Below are 20,514 nucleotides of genomic sequence, written 5' to 3' on the forward strand. Positions count from 1 at the left end.
CGTGGCCAAATCTATAAACATATCATGTATAAACATTATCACTTGTTCAATAATCCGTCCCAACATTATACCATATCCCTTCCAAGCGGAACATACGTTTGCCATTGTTTTCAAATTCCAGCTTGTACACGGACTGCCCCAGACCCGCCAAAAAACACAAAGAGGCACACGCCTCGATCTGCGTGTGCCTCTTCTATCGATAATACTCACAGCCACTCCCTGGTCTGCTTGTTACTTCTTGCTGCGCACCTCAAAAATCGCAAATTTCAGATAGTGCCCTTCGTCCACACCGAGAATCTGCGGATGGTCTTTGCCGGCAGCACGCCATTCCACGAGTCTCAGCACTTTGCCTGCATCCTTGGCCGCTTCGGCGATGGTATCCAGGAACAGCTGCGGCTGCATATGGTACGAGCAGCTTGCCGTCACCAGATAACCGCCTTCGTTAACCAGCTTCATGCCCTGAAGGTTGATGTCTTTATAGCCGCGGCAGGCTCCCGCAACAGCGCTTTTGGTTTTGGCAAAGGCCGGAGGGTCCAAAATAACAACATCCCATGTGCGTCCGCCGCCCGCAGTCATCGGCTTCGCCGTGTCGGTCTTGGCTGCCGGCTTGCCGCCTGGTTTAGTGTCCGCCTTGCCGGTTGCCCGCTCCGAGCGTTCTTCCAGGCCTTTGACCTGGTTGCGCAGAAAAGCAAAGGCATCGTCCACCACAAATTCCACCCGGTCGGTGAAGCCGTTCAGCTCAACATTGGCCTTGGCGCTTTCAATCGCATGTGCGGAAACGTCGAGACAGGTGACCTTCTTCGCGCCGTATTTGCAGGCATGCAGCGTAAAGCTGCCTGTATGTGCAAAGCACTCCAGCACTGTGGCTCCATCCCAGTAAGGGAAGGTAACCGGCTTGCCGCTCTTGTTCACAGGAAGAGTCTGCACTGAACCATCCTCTGTCTCCACTTCCTGCAGCGTAATGCCGCTGCGTCCGCCCCAGCCTTTGATCAGCGGTGCAATGGAAGCGCGGTTCTCACGCTGGTCGAAGAAATATCCTGTCTTCTGGCCTTCTTCGATATCGACGATAACCTTCAGGCCGTTCTCGCTTACCGTGATATGGCGCGGGCATTCACCGTACAATACCCCTGTTCTCTGCTCCAGGCCTTCCAGCTCACGCACAGAAACATCGCTGCGCTCAAAAATACCGCGCGGCGCCATTACCTGCACCAGTGCGTCGACAATCTCGTTCCGGCACTTGTCCATTCCCAGTGTCAGCAGCTGCACAACCAGCACGTCACCGAAGCGGTCGATAATCAGTCCGGGCAGAAAATCCGCCTCTCCATATACAAACCGGTAAGCATCTGCTTCCGGCAAAAAACGTTCCCGGTGCTGCAGGCAGCTTGTAAACCGGTCGACAAAAAAGGCTGTATCCATGGCCGCAAGCCTGCTCTGGGATATAATTCTGACCCGGATCTGTGAGGCCGGATTGTAATAACCGGTAGCCAGATACCTCCCTTGATGATTGAGCACGTCTACCAGATTGCCGGCCTGCGCTTCCCCGTCCACTGAGGCTACTTCGCTGGCGAACACCCACGGATGTCCCTGCTCCAGTCTTTTTTTGCGGTTTCGTTCCAGAATAACCGATGCCAATGACTTCAACTCCCTGTTCTTGTTGATGATTTCATACATGTCCACTGCATTCTTTTCATATATTGGTGTACAACCCCCGTTCAAAGGAGCTTGTCCTTATGATCCGTGACCTGCTGTTCCCTGTCATATATGGTCTTGTTATTTTTCTCGCCGGCATGAAGCTGATGGAAGCCGCTCTGGCCAAGCTCGCCGGCCCGCTGCTCGTGAACAGCCTGCATAAGGCCACATCCACGCCTCTAAAGGGACTCATCGCCAGCAGCCTGCTGTCGGCACTGCTGCAGAGCAGCACAGCCGTCACCGTGCTGACGATCGGTATGGTGAACGCAGGGCTGCTGAATTACGCCCGGACACTCGGCATTATCCTCGGCAGCAACATCGGCACCTGCCTGACCACCGAGCTGATCGGATTGCAGATCAGCTCGGCGGCAGCGCCGCTGCTGACGCTGTCGCTGTGCCTCTGGGCAGCGGCGGTGATGCTTGGCGAGCTGCCGCCCCTCCACTTGCGGGCAGCAGAGGCCTGCCGCCGGATCTCCGCGCCGGTGCAGTTCATCAGCCTGGCAGTGGCGGGCTTTGCGCTTGTCCTGTGGGGCATCTCGGTTATGCAGTCGATCGGGCCTGCACTGCAGAGCAGCGGACTGTTCCGCTGGTTCCTGGATCATGCCGCCACGAGCACCCTCTGGGGCCTCGCTGCCGGAGCCTGCCTGACCGCGATGGTACACAGCAGCGCGGCGGTTATCGGCATGGCGATGGGCCTCGCTGCAAGCGGGACACTGCCGCCGGAGCTTGGCATCGCCATTGTGCTCGGCGCCAATATCGGCACCTGCGTCACTGCCGTAATTGCCTCCATTGGAGGCTCCCCTTCAGGCAGCTTCGTCGCCTGGTCACATGTGGTGCTCAATGTCGGGGGAGCGCTGCTGTTCCTGCCGTTCACCGGACCGCTGCAGAGCCTGGCTGCCTGGATCGGCGGAGGCCCTGCCGCCCAGCTTGCCCATGCGCAGACCATCTTTAACGTCGTCTGCTCCCTTGCGGCACTGCCGCTCTGCTACCTGCCGCTGTGGTCAAGACTGGAGAAGCGTCTCCAGTCTTAACAGCTCCCGGTTCATAAGACCCTTAATCCCCAGTCTTTTCAATCGCTGTACTATTATACTTCAATCGGCGCCGCAGTACTAATGCATTTCCCTTTTAAAAAATGCTGTAAAACCTCGACCCGTCATAAAAGGTTATCACCGTGGCAGCAGCGGCAATGAGTGCAATGATCCCCAAGGCAAGATAATCGTTTCTGGTGAAGGGACGGGCCCGGTACCAGGTCCGTTTCCGCCCGGCCCCGAAGCCCCTCAGCTCCATGGCCGTGCTGATTTTCTCGATCCGCTCAATGCTGCTGAGAATGAGGGGCATCAGAATGGACACCACATTTTTCAGCCGCTTGAAGAGCTTCTCTTTCCGTGAAAGATCGATTCCCTTTGCCTGGGCGGCAAACGAGATATTTTCATAGTCACGCTGGATATCCGGAATATAGCGCAGGGCAAGCGATACCGAATAGGCGATTTTATAATTAACCCCGACACGGTTCAGCGAGGAAGCAAACTCACCAGGGTCTGTCGTCAAAAGGAACAAAAGAGCCATCGGGATGACAACCGCATACTTTAAACCGATATTAAACTGGTAGAAAAGCTGCTCCGCTGTTACTGTATAGCGGCCGGCAAGATGAAGAAGATCATGCCTGCTGCCGTATATGCGCGTCCCTTCCAAAGGAGAGAATACAAATATAGCGATCTGGTTAAGCAGAAAAAAGAACAATATAAAATAAAGCACAAAAGCGTAATCCTGAAAACGGACTTTCGAGATTCTGAAAATAATAACACCCGACAACAACATCAGCAGCAGGCCTCTGGTGTCATAGGTAATCATCGCCGATATCGACCAGAGGGCAAATACAATCAGTTTGGTAGCACCTGTAAGCCGGTGAACCGGTGAATCCTGCTTCGTAAACGTCAGCATTCTGGCCTTCATCCGCGCCGGGCCCTCCTGTCATAAGCGATAAAATGGCGGACAAAATCCCTGGGCTGCTCCAAGCCTGCCTTTTTTGCCAGCCCGAATAGCGAGGTCTCCTTCAGACGGGCACGCTCCACAATTTCCCTGTCCGTCAAAATCCGCTCCGGCCGGTCGTCAGCCAGCTTGATTCCGTCAGCCAGAACAATTGCCCGCTGCGCGTACTCCAGCATCAGGTGCATATCATGTGTGATCATGATGACCGTAATCCCCTGATCTCTCAGCCCCAGCAGAAATTCCATCATTTCGTTGTAATGCCTGTAGTCCTGTCCGGCGGTCGGTTCATCCAGAATAATTACCTCAGGCGCAAGCACCAGAATGGAGGCGATGGTGACGCGTTTTTTCTGTCCGTAGCTGAGTGCTGAAACCGGCCATTCACGGAACTTAAATAACCCGCACACCTTAAGCACTTCGTGGACACGATTGCGGATCACGTCTTCCGGCACCCCTCTCAGCTTGAGCCCCAAAGCTACCTCATCGTATATAAGTGTCCTGGAAATCATGTGATTAGGATTCTGCATTACAAACCCGATATGCTCCGCACGCTGCTTAATCGTATCTGTAGCGAGATCACGCCCATTCAGCAGAATCATCCCGGATGACGGTTTGTAAAAGCCGCAGATCAGCTTCGAAACCGTGGACTTGCCTGCGCCGTTGCGCCCCGCGATACAGAGCATTTCACCCTTTCCTGCCCGGAACGAGAGCCGCTGCAGTACCGGGCTGTTTTTTTCATAGCCAAAGGAAAGATCTCTTAGCTCTAGCAGCGCTTCAGGCTCATGCTCTCCGGGCAGCACACTGCTGCCGTGATACCACTCCCGGAGCTTGCCTGCGCTGTCTTTCAGATTGATATGGTCCAGGTGCTCGGGATGCATATCCGGGGTGATAGAGCAACCGGCGTACCTCAAGGCCGTAAGATACAGGGGTTCCCGGATTCCTGCATCCCTAAGCCGGGGAGAGCTCAGAAGTTCAGCCGCCGGCAGGTCTGCCGCGATCGTCCCGTCAGTCATAACAATAATCCGGTCCACACTCCGGTGCAGCACCTCCTCCAGGCGATGCTCGATAATGACCACCGTCTTCCCGGTTTCCTGCTGTACACGGTCAATCAGTTCAATAGTCTTGGCGCCCGTATAAGGATCCAGGCTGGCCAGCGGTTCATCGAACAGCAGAATGTCAACATCGCCGACAAGGACACCGGCAAGCATGGTTCTCTGCTTTTGACCGCCGGACAGCTCCTGCGGTGATGCTCCCAGCAGCTCATGGATATCGACAGCCCTCGCCGCTGCGGTTACTTTATCAGCCATTTCCTGCTGCAGCACCGACTGGTTCTCCAGCGTGAAGGCAATGTCCTCACCGACTGTAAGCCCGACAAATTGCCCGTCCGGATCCTGCAGTACCGTGCCGACCATTTCTGACAGTTCCACCACACTAAGCTCCTTCGGTTCCCGGCCCATGATCCGCAGGCTGCCGCTCATCTCTCCAGCATAAACAAAGGGAATCAGGCCGTTGATGCAGTGGGCCAGCGTGCTTTTTCCTGAACCGGAAGGCCCGGCAATCAGCACTTTTTCCCCTTCCCTGATAATCAAACTAATCCCGCGCAGCGTGGGTTCCGACTGGGCACGGTAGGTAAAGCTGAAATCCGTGAATTCAATTACCGGTTTGTTCATTGATGACCTTCCTCTTTTAGCTGTAATCGTAATCAGTATCGTAATCTGCGTTATCTCCTATTACAACAGAAAAACCGGTGATAGTCACCGGCCTGCTGTTAAATCTTATTTCAGTTCAGACTGCTTAAGCTTCCCGGCTTTGTTCTGGTCTTGGCATAGGCCGCTGCCAGCAGTGTTCCGATGACCGCCACGGTTACAATATTTGAGGCTCCGGCGATCAGCCCCTGCGTGAACACCTTGTTGGCCGGTTCCGCATAGATCAGAATATCGAGCAGCGGGGCCGCCACAAACCAGGCAACAGCATTCGCCACGATCTGTGCAATGTTAAACCGGATGATTTCCTTTCTGCCAAACTCGCCATCCTGAATGGAAATTCTGGCGACCAGCAGCCCGATAACCAGTCCCACGAGGCCGGAAGAGATGACCCAGCTGAACCATGGTGAGCCGTAGAAAATGGCATCCTTCAGCGTATGCCCGATCAGGCCGATAAGCAGCCCCGCAGCCGGTCCGTACAACAGCGCGAATAACGCCAGCAATGCGTAGGTGGTCTCAATATTGGTATTCGGGATTCCGGAAGGAATGGATCCGAACCTCCCCAATACAACGAACAATGCCGAACCGATGCCAATGGCTACAATTGTTTTGACCGATAACGCCTTTGTTTTGGCCACCTGCTTCATCTCCCTTTAAAATGGATTGTGTCAAAGCGATGCCTGCATCTCATCTGGATGATACAGGAACTTTATGTATGTTTCAGATATTATACATTGGTTTACTTGGTATTTCTATATGAATGTCAAATATTTATGAATTAAAAAAAATTGCAAGACCGCCTTGGGAACGGCCTTGCAGTTTCAGTTATGCGGCAATCTATTTTACAGTAACGGATACCGTAACTGTTTTATTGTTCAGCTTGCCTTTGATAGAAGTGGTTCCTTTGCTTACTGCTGTAATAGTTCCGGACGCATTCACCTTTGCTACGGATGGCTTGGAGCTGGTCCATACGACACTTCCGGTGACTGCCGCCGTTTTGCCTGTATCATACAGCGCCGTTACCACTACCGTTTTCACTCCTCCAGGAGCCAGATTCAGTTTATTTTCACTGACCGTCAGCTTGGTGAGTTTAGGAACAACGTTAATTTTGACGGTTGCGGTAATGCCTTGATAAGACCCGGTCAACGTTGCCGTCCCTTCGGATACAGCCTTGACGGATGTCCCCTTCACGGTGGCAACTGACGTATTCGACGATTCCCAGTTCATTCCGCTGGAGAAGTTAGCGGTCTTGCCGTTCGAGAAATAACCGGTTACCTTAATCGTCTTGGAGCCCTTAATATTCATTTCCAGTGTGCTTGGCTCAACGACCAGCTTCACGACCTTCTGTTCAATCGTCACCGGTACACTGATAGTTTTGTTGGCATAAGTTCCTTTAAGGGTTGCAGAGCCTTTGAGCAGGCCTTTGATAGACTTGACGGCAGCTGTCTGTTTGATGATGGCATTGGTTCCGGTGAGTTCCCAGGTGATTGTATCGGTAACGTCAAGTTCCTCGCCGTTCTCCAGTACCGCATTTACGGACGGAAGCGGATTTTCTTCACCGATAACAAGGCCAAGCGGCTCTTCAGGTCCAATCAGGACGAGCACTTTATTCTGTACAGTCACTTTCAGTTCAACGCTCTGTGAACGTACGGCTGCACCCTTGCCAGATACATTGCCGTCTTTGATTTTGCCTGTCACCGTCACGGTTCCGGCTTTACCGGCAACGATCTTGCCGTCTTTAACAGTGATAATCTCTTCGTCAGCGGAAGACCACTCGATCTCCTGGCTGATATCCAGCTTTGTTCCGTCCAGCTTTGTTCCGCTGACCTTCGGCAGGCTTACAGAGTCCGCTGTGTACAGCTCCAGCTCCGTCTTATCAATCACCATTTCAGTGAGCGTCGGGTAAACGGTCAGTTTGAATGTTTTGCTGACTCCCAGATTTTCCGCCTTGATGACAGCATTTCCAACCGCTTTGGCAGTAACAGTTGCTGCTGCATCTTCCGAAGCTGCTGTATCTTTGGTGACTGTTGCTGTCAGCTGATTGTCAGAGCTCCAGTTCGCGCTTGACGATTCATTTTTGGTCGAGTTAATGGCATTTCTCATTTCGGCTTTAACCTTGAGGCTTTCACCCAGGAAAAGCGACTGGTCGCCCGATGGATCCAGCAGCAGCGCTTCATAAGGCGCACGTACATATACATCTACCGATTTGGAAACTCCGAGATAGCTTGCTGTAATAACAGCTTTGCCTGCAGCCAGCACGGTAATTTTACCGGCTTCAACCTTAGCAACACTTTCGCTGGAGCTGCTCCATTCCGCTTTGCCGGCAATGTTACTCTCCGAGCTGTCCGCCGTGGCTTTGGTCACTGCAGTTAATTGAACCGGGTCATCTCCGACCAGCATTTCCAGCTCTTTGATTTCCTTCTCGCCCTGCTTCAGCGAAATCGCTGAATAAGGCAGCGTTACAACGGCTTTGAAGGTGGCAGTCAGACCTTTGTACTTGGCGGTAATCGTCGCCGTACCTTCACCCACCAGCTTGATTTGTCCGCCCGAAATGGTCAGCACGCCTGTGTTGGAGCTGCTCCAATCTGCATCCTCGCTGACATCAACCGTAGATGTAGCGGATTGACCGCCCACAGCCTTGGCTTTGACCTGCAGCGTTTCATCGCTGTCGCCTAATTTATAGTTCCCGTCAGAGCTGCGCTCCAGTGTTAATTCTTTGTAAGGATGGGTTACGGATACTTCCAGGGTATCTACCGCATTGTTATATGTAGCTGTAATCATTGCGGTACCGCTATCCACCGGTGTCAGTACACCGTTGATTACTCTAACTACGCCGGTATTCGAGGAGCTCCAGACGGCTGCGGCCGTCACATCCCTTTTGGAGGAGGAGCCTTCAATGTTGGCATATACCTTTATCTGCTTGGGTGTCTGTCCGACGGTAAGCTCCACTTTGTCCGAACTGTCCAGTTCAATGGAATTCGTGTCGCCTGCCGCTGCAAAGACGTTTACCGGAAAAGCTACGGCGGTCAGCAGTATCAATATGAAGAGCATTTTCGTCATTTTCCTGTACACGTTCATTGGTTCTCTCCTTAGGCAGTGTATTGTCTGTGGTCTTTACCACACTCTTCCACTATATCGACAATTTCACCCCAAGTGTTTACCCTAATGGCCGTTTATTTTCCGTTTCGGCTGAATTCAGGACTTTTTAACTATTATTCAGTGTCACTTCAATACCTAACATGGACAATGCTTTTTGAAGAATATGAATATTATTCCTGTACAAGTGACTCAGCCCTCTCGCCCATGCCGCTTCCGGCTCATGCCATTCCACTGCACTGATTTCCTCCGTTTGAGCTTTGGTCACCCCGCCTGTAGCTTCCACCAGAAAATAATGCACCTCTTTGTCCACCTTACCGTGCACCGGATGCTGAAAGGTATATCTGATAATATCAATCGGCCCCCGGATAGCCCCGATCGTGCCTGTCTCCTCGCGGATTTCGCGCAGCGCCGTTTCCTCTATGGTCTCCCCTGTCTCCATCTTGCCTTTCGGAAGCGCCACTTTGCCGTAGCGGTCCACAATAAGCTGGATCTCCAGGCCCGATCTGGCCCGCCGGTATACCAGGCCGCCTGCCGATATCTGTTTGTGCGTCATGTTTATCTCCTCGCCTTCGGAAGCATGCACATAATTGATGTTACAAATATATTACCCATAAATCAGAACCCTCTGTATAGTGCAAATTGTACGGCGAAGGGAAGGTAGACCATTATACTCGAAAAACCGAGTACATTGTGCCACTGTGAAGGGAGAGCGGCAATTTGTACTCGAAAAACCGAGTACATTGCGCCGCTGCGGAGCCTAAGCAGCCCTTTGTACTCGAAAAACCGAGTACATTGCGCCGCTGCGGAGCCTAAGCTGCCCTTTGTACTCGAAAAACCGAGTACATTGCGCCGCTGCGGAGCCTAAGCAGCCCTTTGTACTCGAAAAACCGAGTACATTTGGTCGCTGCGGAGCCTAAGCTGCTCTTTATACTCGAAAAACCGAGTACATTGCGCCGCTGCGGAGCCTAAGCAGCCCTTTGTACTCGAAAAACCGAGTACATTGGGTCGCTGCGGAGCCTAAGCAGCCCTTTGTACTCGAAAAACCGAGTACATTGGGTCGCTGCGGAGCCTAAGCAGCCCTTTGTACTCGAAAAACCGAGTAGAATGCGCCGCTGCCTGCCATGGGAAAGAGGCCCCATGCGTATTCAGACACTTTACAGGGGCCCTTACTATAATAACAAAAAACGGCGCTGTCCTTATTACAAGGAAGCGCCGTTCTTTAACTGTGCGTCTTATTAAGATACGATTTCGCGTTCCCGCAGACCGCTGCGGCTGACGCCTACCAGCTCGCCGCGGCATTCATTCACGCCTGCTTCGGTAATCTTCACCTGGCAGATCTCGCCCTGCAGCGAATCATCCCCGTTAAAGAATACCTGCAGGTAATTGTCACTGAAACCGTGCTGGATTGCCCGTCCCGGTGCACCCTTGGCCGAGCGCTCCGGAATGACGGACAATGTCTTGCCGACGAATTTGCGCGCATAGGCAAGCTGCATCTCTTCGGAGAGATCGATCAGCTCCTGTACCCGGACATTTTTGATGTCCTCATCGACCTGATTGAGCATCCGCGCGGCAGGTGTTCCTGTGCGTTTGGAATACGGGAATACATGCATTTCGGAGTAGTTCACGGCCTTCATGAACTCGTATCCGGCCCGGAACATCTCGTCGGTCTCGCCCGGGAAGCCGACAATCACGTCAGTCGTGATTCCGACATCAGGCATCGCCTGGCGGATCAGCTGCATTTTGGCATAATATTCTTCCGTCGTGTATTTGCGGCGCATCGTCTTCAGCACCTCGTTATGTCCGGCCTGCAGCGGAATATGCAGATGGCGGCACATCTTGCTGCTCCGGTTCAGCACCTCAAGCAGCCGCTCGTCAATCTGGCTCGCTTCAATGGAGCTGATCCGCACGCGCTCCAGCCCGTCCACCTTGTCGAGTTCCCACAGCAGATCAGAAAGGCGGTAGTTGTCCAGATCATCGCCGTATCCGCCGGTGTGGATTCCGGTCAGGACAAATTCCTTGTAGCCCGCTTCCACCAGCTGATGCGCCTGGGCAACGATCGATTTCGGATCACGGCTGCGCGACAGCCCGCGGGACCATGGAATGATGCAGAAGGTGCAGAAGTTGTTGCATCCGTCCTGGATCTTCATAAAAGCACGCGTCCGGTCGGCAAATCCCGGCACATCCATCTCTTCGAATTCACGGGTCTTCATAATGTTGCGGACCGCGTTGACCGGCTGGCGTGACTCCTGGATATTCTTCACATGGGTCATAATATGCTCACGGTCCTGGTTGCCGATGACAAGATCGACGCCGGGAATATCCAGAATCTCGCCTGGCGAGGTCTGTGCATAGCAGCCCGTTACGGCAACAATCGCCTCAGGGTTGCGGCGGACGGCACGGCGGATCATCTGCCGGCTCTTTTTGTCACCGGTGTTAGTTACCGTACAGGTATTGATCAGGTATACGTCGGCAGGTCCCTCAAAATCAACCTGCTCGTAACCCTCATTTTTGAAAAGCTGCCAGATGGCTTCAGTGTCATAGAAATTGACTTTACAACCTAAAGTATAAAATGCTACGGATGGCATTCTTCAAGCTCCCCCCATTTCTCCGGATTCATACAGGATGCAGGCTGCGGCAACCATCCCCGCCGTTTCACAGCGCAGAATACGCCGTCCCAGACCGACAGAGACTGCACCGGCAGCTTCAGCCGCTTCGCATTCCTCTTCGCTGAAGCCGCCTTCCGGCCCGACAATAACCAGCACCTTGGCACTGGATTCAGGCTCAAGCCCAGCCAGCCACGGTGCGGCTGCACTGCGCAGCTGCAGTCCTTCTTCTTTTTCATAACAAAAATATACGGCATCATATCCGCTGAAGCTCCCCAGCAGCTGCTTCCAGCCGAGCGGTGAGCTTACCTTGGGAACAATATTGCGGTGGGCCTGCTCGGCAGCCTCCTTGCAGATTTTACGCCAGCGGTCCAGCCGTTTGCTCTCCTTGCGCTCATCATATTGAACAATCGTGCGCTCTGACAGAAAAGGCACAAACGCCACAGCGCCGATTTCAGTGCATTTTTGAATCACCGTCTCCAGCTTGTCCCCCTTGGGCAGACTCTGGGCCACTGTTATCTGGATCCGCGGCTCATGTGTCATTTCCAGGGATTCCAGTATAGTGGCAGTCACTTCACCAATCTCTATAGAAGCAATCGCAACCAGAGCCTCACGGGAGACACCGTCACTGACAATCAGCTTGTCCCCGGCCTTGCCGCGCATAACCTTGGCAATATGCCTCGCGTCCTCGCCGTCCAGGACCACCGTGTCTTGACCAAACTGCTCCGGCGTTACAAAATACCGCTGCATGTTATCATCATCCTGTTCATTATTCAGTTAAAACGGCGGCGTTCCCGCTGTTCAGGTGACCGGCCGCCGTCCTATGCGCTTGACCCTTTATCAAAATTACCACATTACATGATACAACGTTTGACTGGCCATGACCAGTCCCAGTTACAGTCCGAAAATCACCGCGAAGAAACGGTAAAATCCGAGTGTCATCTGGTCAGCCCAGTTATACAGCGGAGTTATTGTATAGGCACGAAGTCCGGGGATAAACAAAATCAGTAAAAAGATAAACATCCCCCACTGTTCATACTGCTGCAGCCTGCCGCGGATGGGACGCGGGGCCAAATCCTCTACAATCCGGTATCCGTCGAGAGGAGGCAGGGGCAGGAGGTTGAACAGGAACAGGAAGAAATTAAGCTGAATAAAGATGCCGAAAAACCAGTAAATTGCTTGAAGCAAACGCTCATTGCTGATGGAATCCATAACTCCGGTCGCAAAAAGAGCCGCATAGATCAAAGAACCAAGAATCCCCAGCAGCAGGTTGCTGATCGGCCCTACTGCGGACACAATAACCCCCATCAGACGGGGACGGCTGAAGTTCTCACGGTTCACCGGTACCGGGCGCGCCCAGCCGAAACCCGCTATAACCAGCAGGATAATACCGAACAGATCAAAATGTACCGCAGGGTTAAGCGTCATGCGCCCCAGCAGCCTTGCCGTCGGATCGCCGAATTTGTTGGCAAAGTACGCGTGGGCGAACTCATGCACTGTAAAGGCAATCAGGATGGTCACCAGCCAGAACGGCAGCTGCTCCAGGGGGATACGTATAATGCTTTCCAGAAAATCCATCTCTACCTCTTTCCGGCTGTAATGGCCACCCAGTCTTCTTCACGGGTAATTTCGATAATTTCAAAACCGGAAGCTTCAAGCGCCCGGGACACAAGCCCTTCCTTATCCTTGTAAATGCCGGAAGTGATATAGATTCCGCCAGGCTGCAGCGCACGGAACACATCATCGGGGAACAATACAAGAATTTCCGCCAGAATATTGGCGACCACGATCTTCACCGGCAGCGTTACACCGATCCCGCCTTCACCATTTTGTGCTGCAGCGTCATCCTGCACTCCCGCCTGGCCCGGTCTGGCAGAAGGCCACATATTTCCCGCATCTGTATCAGCAGCGCTTTCGCCGCCGAACAGCGACAGCAGATCGCTTTCTTTTACCGTTATACTCTCCTGCATCCGGTTTAATGCCACATTCTCACGGGCACTTTCAACAGCCACCGGGTCCAGGTCAAGCGCCAATACGGACTTAGCACCCAGCAGCATCGCCCCTACAGCGAGAATACCGGAGCCGGTTCCCACGTCAATGACGTCCTCCCCTCCGGCAACATGCTTCTCCAGGGCCCGCAGACACAAGGCGGTCGTAGGATGTGTACCTGTGCCGAAAGCCATGCCGGGATCGATTTCAATAATCCGCTCGTCCGGACCGGCTGGTGTATATTCTTCCCAGGTAGGCTTGATTGTAAGCCTCTCCGATACGCGCAGCGGCTTGAAGTAAGCTTTCCAGGCGTGGGACCATTCATCCTCATCCACAGTTTTCCAGGAAATCAGCGCCTTGCCGGGATCAATGCCGAATTCCTTCAGCTCCTCAACCCGGGGAGTCAGCTCTTCTATAATGTCGTCCATGGAGACAGACTCGGCATAATAGCCTTTGATTACCGCTTCCCCTTCAGGGATATCATTAAGCGGCTCATCGTATAATTCACCATAACGGGTATCGCGTGTTTTGTTCAGCGTTCCGGATTCTTCAATGGAAACACCGCCCGCTCCGGCCTCATACAGCAGATTGGAAATCATCTCCTGCGCCTCTTCTGTTGTATGTACCGTAAGTTCATGCCATAACATCTGTGTGGGTCCTCCTAAAATTTTGTGTGCACCGTAAAGCTGTATCCAGGTTTTAAACAGTATACCATTTCTGCCCGGGGTAGCGCCAAACTGCGGATCAGCTCCGGGAATCTTGCAGCCCCGGGGCACAAAAGCAGCCGGATACATGGTCGTTCACCATGCCGGAAGCCTGCATAAAAGCATAACAGATGGTAGAACCGGTGAACTTCATTCCTTTTTTGGCCAGAGACTTACTCATACGGTCGGATTCCGCTGTGGTTGCAGGCACCTCATCCCGTGTCTCCCATTGGTTAATCATTGGCGTTCCGCCAACAAAGCTCCAAAGATACCTGCCGAAGCTTCCTTCTTCCCGGCAAATCTGCTGGTATACACCAGCGTTACGGATAGTGGCGTTAATTTTCAGCCGGTTGCGGATAATGCCCGGGTCGTTCATCAGCTCCGTAATTTTGGCTTCATCGTAATGTACGATTCGATCCGGATCAAATCCGTCGAACACTTCCCGGAAGCGCTCGCGTTTTTTGAGGACCGTGTACCAGCTGAGACCGGCCTGCATCCCCTCCAGCATCAGCAGCTCGAACAGCTTCATGTCATCGTACAGCGGCTTGCCCCACTCATCATCATGGTAAGCAATATATAGCGGATCTTCATTGACCCAGGAACAGCGGGTGATCTCCAATTCACATTCTCTCCTCATGACAATTATCTTATAGAATATATTATCTTATTTTAACTGTAACAGCACAAAAAGCCCCCGCCGTCAGGCTGGGAGCGTTTTGTGTACCGGAGAATTAAGGGCGAAGCTGTACCCGCGTCTCCTTGTCCGGTTCATCAGTATTGTAATTGAACATGTATATAGAAGCTTCTGTGCCTTTGAAATCCTTATAGACATCAATGGCTTTGTTATTACCGTCGCCCGCAAAATTAACGGTTACCGGTCTGCCCAGAATGCGCTCATTCCCCAGGCCGATATAAGTCTGATTGATTCCGCCGAAGTGGTGATCATCGCTTTCGGTCTCAACATACAAATCCTTACCCTGCATATAGTAGGTCCATTTCACGTCATACCCGCCTGTTTCCCTGATGACAGTCTGTTTTTCTGCAGAAATGTTTTTCAGGAGCAGCGGGGTTGTGTCATCTTCATGATTGGTAACCTTGTATTTCCCCACAAAGGTAATGTCCGTCTGTGCATCTATAACAAGACCGGCGGGACGTTCAAATTTCAGTGTAAGCAGGTATGGATCATCGTCTGGAGACAGGTATAAATATCCTTCCAGCACAGTACCGCCTACTTCAAGATTATACTTATAATATGGCAGCTGCTTGTATTTCTCCTTAGCCTTTAAAGTTACACGAATCTGCGTCGGCGTAACTACCATCTGTTCAAAGCTGTGCATGGTATCTCCTGCTTCCAGCGGAGCATTCAGCGCGGTCTTTATCGTCCCGCTTTCCATCAGCTTTTTGCTCAGCTGCAGATCGAATGACCATCCCCCGCTGATGTTACGCTCCAGCTTGGTGTATTGCAGCTTATAACTGGTCTGTCCATCCGGAATTTCGGAAGCCTTAAAATACTGCTTCAGCGTATACTCCCCGTTGTCTCCCGGCGTACCAAAGACCTGTTCTGGAAGTGGCTCCACATGAGTGCTGCCTCTATAAGCCGTGAGCTGCGGATATACCCATTCCTTGGCATCCGGATTACTGAAGGTCACTGCAGAAGCAAATAGCTTCTTATCCCCGTTCTGGTCAAACGGCTTGACCTCTATGCTTTTCATCCCTTCCACACCCAGCTGAAAAGTCTGCGGCTCCGTGGAATTGCTGTTTAGGGACAGCTCCTGCTCCGCCTGGCTGAAGGACTGCACAGCAGCTGCAGCCAAAGTAACCTTGGCCTCACTCTTCCCGGGCGTCCAGTCCGTCTCAAAGTACCCGTTGTACCGCTGCTGCTCTTCATCCCACTGCTGATAGTATTGGTCCGCCTCAACAGTGTTGCCCTGTTCATCCGCCAAGGACATTCCACTCACTTTCCAGATCTCCTTGTCATCCCGTTCACCTACATCCATACTGTACAGGATGACCGTGCGGTTCTCATCGACTATAGCTGTATGAAGCGTCAGCGTTACCCCGTCTTTGGTTACAGACTGTTCCAGCTGCTGCCCGAGGTTCTGATCCAGGGCCGCCTGAATACCGTCTTTCTCACGAAGCAGATTGCCCCAGTCATACTGGATGGCCGCATATACAGGAGCAGCCGCCAGCAGCGCACTGAGTGAAGCGGCAACAGTCATTCTGCGCCAGTTTCTTGTGCGGTTTCCGCCCCGCACGTCCGCTTTGCTCATTTTTCCCGGAAAGCCTTCTGCCGCCCCCTCCACCTGGTCCCACATCTTGTTGAAATCAGGATAAGGCACAGACCCTTCATCATTTAGTTGACGCTTCAATGTATTTTCCAGTTTGCTCATAATACTCTTCCCTCCGCTCATCGTCTTCAATTCCTGCTTCCTGCAGAATGTCCTTCATCAGTTTCAGGCCTTTATGCAGTCTTGATTTGGCTGTGCCTACCGGAATGGACAGTGCTTCCGAAATTTCAGCCAGGCTGAAATCATGCATGTATCTCAGCGTCAGTACTGCTCTGATCTTCACAGGCAACTGTGACATATAGCCGCCCCATTCCCGTGCCGTTTCTTTTTCCTCAATAGCCCGTTCCACCGTAGCTTCCTGCCGGCTCTTCCATAAATGCAGATTTTCCGTGACTTTCTTCTGCAGGCTGCGCGAGCGCTTCAGATGATTCAGGCAGGTATTGACGGCAATTTTCATAATCCATGCCCTGGGATATTTGACATCTTCCCATCTGCTGCGGAATACAGTGATGAACACTTCCTGGCACAGATCTTCGGCATCAGCAGCATTATGTACCATATAGTAGCAGGTCCGGTACACGTCCTTGTTGTAGGCTTCGAATAACTCCCGATTGCTCTGCACATGCGCCTCTCCTTTCCTGTGTGATCTGTCTATATAACAATCCGGATCGTCAAAAGGTTCATTTTATGAGCATAAACGATCAGGACACAAAAAAACATGAACCCCGGAAGGTCCATGCTCCTTATATTTCTTTTATATACTCTGCAGCGCCAGCAGAAACCTCTCCTTAAGCTCCTCCGGCGGCAGAGGGCGGCTGAAATAATAGCCCTGAATTTCACTGCAGCCGTTACTCACGAGAATATCAAGCTGCTCTCTGGTCTCTATGCCCTCGGCAATGACATGCATGTTCAGATTCCGGGCCATCGTAATAATCGTCGCCATCATAGCCCGGTCATTACTGCTCACGGCAATATCCTTAATAAAGGAACGGTCGATTTTTAATTTATGAATCGGGTACATCTTCAGATAACTGAGCGAGCTGTACCCTGTTCCGAAATCATCCAGGCTGATCCGGATCCCGATCCGGGCTAACCGCCCCAGTATGCCGGCCGATACCGATGCATTCATCATCATGCTCTCCGTAATCTCCAGCTCCAGATATTCGGGCGCCAGGCCTGTCTCTTCAAGAATCTGTCTGATTTCATCCACCAGATTGTACTGGTGAAACTGCTGGGAGGATAAGTTCACCGCTACCGGAATACGCGGTCCTCCCGCCTCATGCCACTGGCGCATTTGACGGCAGGCTTCCCGCAGCACCCAATTCCCGATCTCCGCAATCTGGCCCGTCTCTTCTGCAAGCGGAATGAATATGGCGGGAGACAGCAGACCTCTGTGCGGGTGCTGCCATCTCACCAGGGCCTCCACCCCGATAATCTGATTGGAATCTGCCTCCATCTGCGGCTGGTAGTGCAGCATAAGTTCGCCATTCTCCAGCGCTTTTCGCAGGTCACCCTCCAGTTCAAGCTGTTCAGCCAGCTGTCCGTTCATATCGTCCGAGAAAAAATGATAGTCATTTCTGCCGTTCTTCTTCACCTCGTACATCGCAGTATCCGCATTTTTGAGCAGCTCAGCCGCATCCTGGCCATGGTCCGGAAAAAAAGCGATTCCGATACTTGCCGTAATATAGAAGTCTCTATCCTTCAGATGGAAGGGCTTTTCGATTGCCCTGATCATCTGTTCCGCAATAGCGGTAACGTTCATATTCTTTCTCGTGAACCGGCAGAGCATGGCGAACTCGTCCCCGCCCATTCTGGCAAGGGTAACATTCTCATTCACTACGCTGTTGCGGATCCGGCAGCTCATTTCCTGCAGAAAGAAATCGCCGTACAGATGTCCCAGAGAGTCATTAATGAATTTGAAGCGGTCGAGGTCCATCGCGATTACAGCAAAAGGCTCCTGCTTTCCGCTATGCTTTTCAATGGTCTGTGACAGCAGCTGGTTAAACATCCGTCTGTTCGGCAGTCCGGTGAGCTCGTCATGAAAAGCAAGGTAGTGATTTTTCTCTTTGATCCGCTTTTCCTCAGTCACATCCCTGGCAATCACATAGGTTCCGACAACCTGTCCGTCCACCATTACCGGTGCATTGATGACATTGACCTCTACCCGGCGCCCGTCCTGATGGACAATGCCTGTCTCATAGCTGACTTCCTTGCCTTCAAAAGCACTGGAGAACACGTCATGCATCCGCTCACGGTCCTCCTCAGCCACAATTTGCCGCAAAAAATCCAGTGTCTGGTTCTGCAGCAGATCACTGCTGACACCGATAATTTGGGCTGCTGCCCGATTAAATCCGATGATCCGCTGATTAAGGCCAATGGACAATATCCCGTCCTGATTATTCTCGTAGAGCGATTTATACCATTTTTCATTCACCATGATCTCGGTCTCGTGATGGGAAAACCGCCGGGAGATGTATATCCCGTGCATGGACAGGCCCAGCGTAAACAGCGTGCCCCCCGCAATCACATAGGCAAGCCATTTTTTATCCAAAAAGACGCCGGATACGGCTGCATTGTGATGATTCGGCATGAAATTGGCGGACATCATCCCCGTATAGTGCATGCCCAAAATGGCTGCGCCCATAATCAGCCCGCATATGATCTTCTTCCAATATCTCTGCGGTTCCCCTTTCATAATGTAAGAAGACAGCCCAAGTGCCCCGAAAGAAGCAGCGAAAGCGATGATTACCGAGAGAATTACGTAACCGGGCTTATACCTCACTTCAATCTGCATGGCAACCATTCCGATATAATGCATTCCGGCAATGCCTAAGGCCAGCAGCACACCACCGCCCAGCAGCCGGCGCATCCCCGGGTTACGGGTGCTGATCACAAACAGTGCAATGAACGATGCGACAATCGCCACTGCCACAGACAGCACAACGACCGTTATATTATAAGCAACCGGAAAAGGCAGCTCCAGCGCAAGCATACCGACGAAATGCGTTGACCACACTCCCATCCCCATTATGACTGCGCCGGACACAATCCACTGCCAGCGCTGTCTCCCTTTGGCCGTGCCCACCCTGCCTGCTAACTCCAGCACGGTGTATGAAGCGGCTACAGCAATAATGATTGAAAAAAATACAAGCAGCTTATCATGAGAACCATGTATATGCTCCATCCCAGTCCCCCTCCGCCATCTAACCGATGTCTTCCATAATACTTTTAGTAGAATACTATTATTATCGTCACATTAGGTCATATTTCGACACATTAGGAGGATATTTTTTTGAACAAGCAATAAATTCTTACGCCGCTGGTAGCGTATCGTTGTTATCAGCACCTTGTCTGTCTTTACACAACAGAGCGCTGATTCTCCGCTATAACGGGAACTAGCGCTCTGCCAATTGTATAACAAGTGTATCTTAACTGCCGGTCATTTGTTCTTGACCCGTCCCGCTGGCTTGTGATTGAGAAAAAACTGCACACCTCTACACTAATATTTCCAAAAAAAACACCCCACAGCTTGTGGGGTATTTCAGCAAACAAACGCTATTCCTTTTTCATAATCTCATGCAGCTGCCGTTTGTCAGCTTCCTGTGCACGGTCCATTGCCTCTAAATCATCGTGGTCTGCCTCAGCTGCCGAGAATTCCACATCCTCCGCCTTGGCCTCATACAGCATCTTTTGCTTTTCTGTTTTGGAAAAAATATTCGAGTTTTCTCTATCCATTTCGCTATCAGCCTCCAAAAGTGTAACGGTAGCCCGGAACGATCAGATCATTCCGCCCGCTTCCTCGATGATTTTCAAAGCCTGGTCAAACGAACCTGAGTCCAAAACTACGGTCAGCAAAATATTTCTGCCTGTCGGACCGCCGTCTCCGCCGTGGCTCATCCCGCTGGCACTGGCATCCGCTGAAGCAAGTATTCCTGCAGAACGGCTGTCAATCGCGGAATTCAGCGTCATCGTCGCCAGGCTGGGAATATCGCCAGTCAGAGGGTTATTCCCCGTATACCGGGCGTCCCCGGGGTATTTGCTGAAGGTGTCAATGGACATGTCGATCACACGGAGTGCCTGAAGCTTCCGGGCCACGCCCTCCGCTTCTTCCGGTGCTTTGAAGTAGGCAAGTATATTTTTCTCAGACAAGGGTGATCCCCGCTTTCCGGCTAAAGTGCAAAACACATATTTGAGGTTTTATTTTGGGCTGATGGGTCATTAATTATACACATTTTGTGCTACTAAAATGGCTGTCTGCCATTCCATATTTATTTCCTATCTAATAAATCGGAATAATTCACTAATTGATCATTTTTTCCATGATATGGTACGAAAGTAGTATATATCATTCTATCGTTTTCTTATAAAATAAATGTAATTTTCTCATTCTTTTTGTCTGTCTTTCCACTCTCGAAAAAAGGAGGTTTATGCTGGACCAGAACTCTTTGTATAA

The 20,514-nt window shown here is 51.8% G+C and carries 17 protein-coding genes; 1 reads left to right on the top strand and 16 read right to left on the bottom strand.

Annotated elements, in window-relative coordinates; all coding sequences use genetic code 11:
• Positions 1–231: 231 nt before the first annotated feature.
• Entirely contained in the window at positions 232–1,632 is a 1,401-nt protein-coding gene (locus C2I18_RS04925; protein WP_249902008.1) for a class I SAM-dependent rRNA methyltransferase, read from the bottom strand.
• A gap of 98 nt (positions 1,633–1,730) precedes the next feature.
• Here C2I18_RS04925 and C2I18_RS04930 point away from each other — a divergent pair, with 98 nt between their 5' ends.
• Positions 1,731–2,720, top strand: coding sequence for a Na/Pi cotransporter family protein (locus C2I18_RS04930; RefSeq protein ID WP_249900166.1), 990 nt, complete (start codon positions 1,731–1,733; stop codon positions 2,718–2,720).
• Between the two features lie 94 nt (positions 2,721–2,814).
• Here the strand turns inward: C2I18_RS04930 and C2I18_RS04935 are convergent, their stop codons facing one another.
• The 15 genes from C2I18_RS04935 to C2I18_RS05005 all read right to left on the bottom strand — a co-directional run bounded on the left by C2I18_RS04935 (position 2,815) and on the right by C2I18_RS05005 (position 20,210).
• Positions 2,815–3,642, bottom strand: a complete 828-nt coding sequence (locus tag C2I18_RS04935; RefSeq protein ID WP_249900167.1) for an energy-coupling factor transporter transmembrane component T family protein — start codon at positions 3,640–3,642, stop codon at positions 2,815–2,817.
• Positions 3,639–5,345, bottom strand: a complete 1,707-nt coding sequence (locus C2I18_RS04940) for an ABC transporter ATP-binding protein (RefSeq protein ID WP_249900168.1) — start codon at positions 5,343–5,345, stop codon at positions 3,639–3,641. Before C2I18_RS04940 ends, C2I18_RS04935 begins: the two co-directional genes overlap by 4 nt.
• A 110-nt stretch (positions 5,346–5,455) precedes the next feature.
• Positions 5,456–6,025 (bottom strand): ECF-type riboflavin transporter substrate-binding protein, encoded by a 570-nt coding sequence (locus C2I18_RS04945; protein ID WP_249900169.1) that lies wholly within the window; start codon positions 6,023–6,025, stop codon positions 5,456–5,458.
• Between the two features lie 190 nt (positions 6,026–6,215).
• Positions 6,216–8,456 (bottom strand): Ig-like domain-containing protein, encoded by a 2,241-nt coding sequence (locus C2I18_RS04950; RefSeq protein WP_249900170.1) that lies wholly within the window; start codon positions 8,454–8,456, stop codon positions 6,216–6,218.
• Positions 8,457–8,583: 127 nt separating this feature from the next.
• On the bottom strand, positions 8,584–9,030 hold the full coding sequence (locus C2I18_RS04955) for an NUDIX hydrolase (protein WP_249900171.1): 447 nt from the start codon (positions 9,028–9,030) through the stop codon (positions 8,584–8,586).
• 682 nt (positions 9,031–9,712) lie between these two features.
• Positions 9,713–11,062, bottom strand: a complete 1,350-nt coding sequence (gene mtaB / locus C2I18_RS04960) for a tRNA (N(6)-L-threonylcarbamoyladenosine(37)-C(2))-methylthiotransferase MtaB (RefSeq protein WP_249900172.1) — start codon at positions 11,060–11,062, stop codon at positions 9,713–9,715.
• Between the two features lie 3 nt (positions 11,063–11,065).
• Positions 11,066–11,830 (bottom strand): RsmE family RNA methyltransferase, encoded by a 765-nt coding sequence (locus tag C2I18_RS04965; protein ID WP_249900173.1) that lies wholly within the window; start codon positions 11,828–11,830, stop codon positions 11,066–11,068.
• Between the two features lie 144 nt (positions 11,831–11,974).
• The gene (locus C2I18_RS04970; protein ID WP_249900174.1) at positions 11,975–12,658 is read right to left on the bottom strand and encodes a site-2 protease family protein; all 684 of its coding nucleotides are present in this window, start codon (positions 12,656–12,658) and stop codon (positions 11,975–11,977) included.
• Between the two features lie 2 nt (positions 12,659–12,660).
• Positions 12,661–13,716 (bottom strand): 50S ribosomal protein L11 methyltransferase, encoded by a 1,056-nt coding sequence (gene prmA, locus C2I18_RS04975; RefSeq protein ID WP_249900175.1) that lies wholly within the window; start codon positions 13,714–13,716, stop codon positions 12,661–12,663.
• A 97-nt stretch (positions 13,717–13,813) separates the two neighbouring features.
• On the bottom strand, positions 13,814–14,392 hold the full coding sequence (locus C2I18_RS04980) for a DNA-3-methyladenine glycosylase I (RefSeq protein ID WP_249900176.1): 579 nt from the start codon (positions 14,390–14,392) through the stop codon (positions 13,814–13,816).
• A 112-nt stretch (positions 14,393–14,504) separates the two neighbouring features.
• Positions 14,505–16,163 carry a DUF4179 domain-containing protein gene (locus C2I18_RS04985; protein ID WP_249900177.1) on the bottom strand — a complete coding sequence of 553 codons (1,659 nt, stop codon included), beginning with the start codon at positions 16,161–16,163 and terminating at the stop codon, positions 14,505–14,507.
• Positions 16,123–16,683: an RNA polymerase sigma factor gene (locus C2I18_RS04990; RefSeq protein ID WP_249900178.1), complete on the bottom strand. Its 561-nt coding sequence runs from the start codon at positions 16,681–16,683 to the stop codon at positions 16,123–16,125. The genes C2I18_RS04985 and C2I18_RS04990 overlap by 41 nt, the downstream gene beginning before the upstream one ends.
• Before the next feature lie 132 nt (positions 16,684–16,815).
• On the bottom strand, positions 16,816–19,245 hold the full coding sequence (locus C2I18_RS04995; RefSeq protein WP_249900179.1) for a bifunctional diguanylate cyclase/phosphodiesterase: 2,430 nt from the start codon (positions 19,243–19,245) through the stop codon (positions 16,816–16,818).
• Between the two features lie 371 nt (positions 19,246–19,616).
• On the bottom strand, positions 19,617–19,796 hold the full coding sequence (locus C2I18_RS05000) for a YfhD family protein (RefSeq protein ID WP_249900180.1): 180 nt from the start codon (positions 19,794–19,796) through the stop codon (positions 19,617–19,619).
• Between the two features lie 42 nt (positions 19,797–19,838).
• Positions 19,839–20,210 (bottom strand): hypothetical protein, encoded by a 372-nt coding sequence (locus C2I18_RS05005; RefSeq protein WP_249900181.1) that lies wholly within the window; start codon positions 20,208–20,210, stop codon positions 19,839–19,841.
• Positions 20,211–20,514: the final 304 nt, after the last annotated feature.

The organism is Paenibacillus sp. PK3_47 (assembly GCF_023520895.1).
Classification (GTDB): Bacteria; Bacillota; Bacilli; order Paenibacillales; family Paenibacillaceae; genus Paenibacillus_AQ.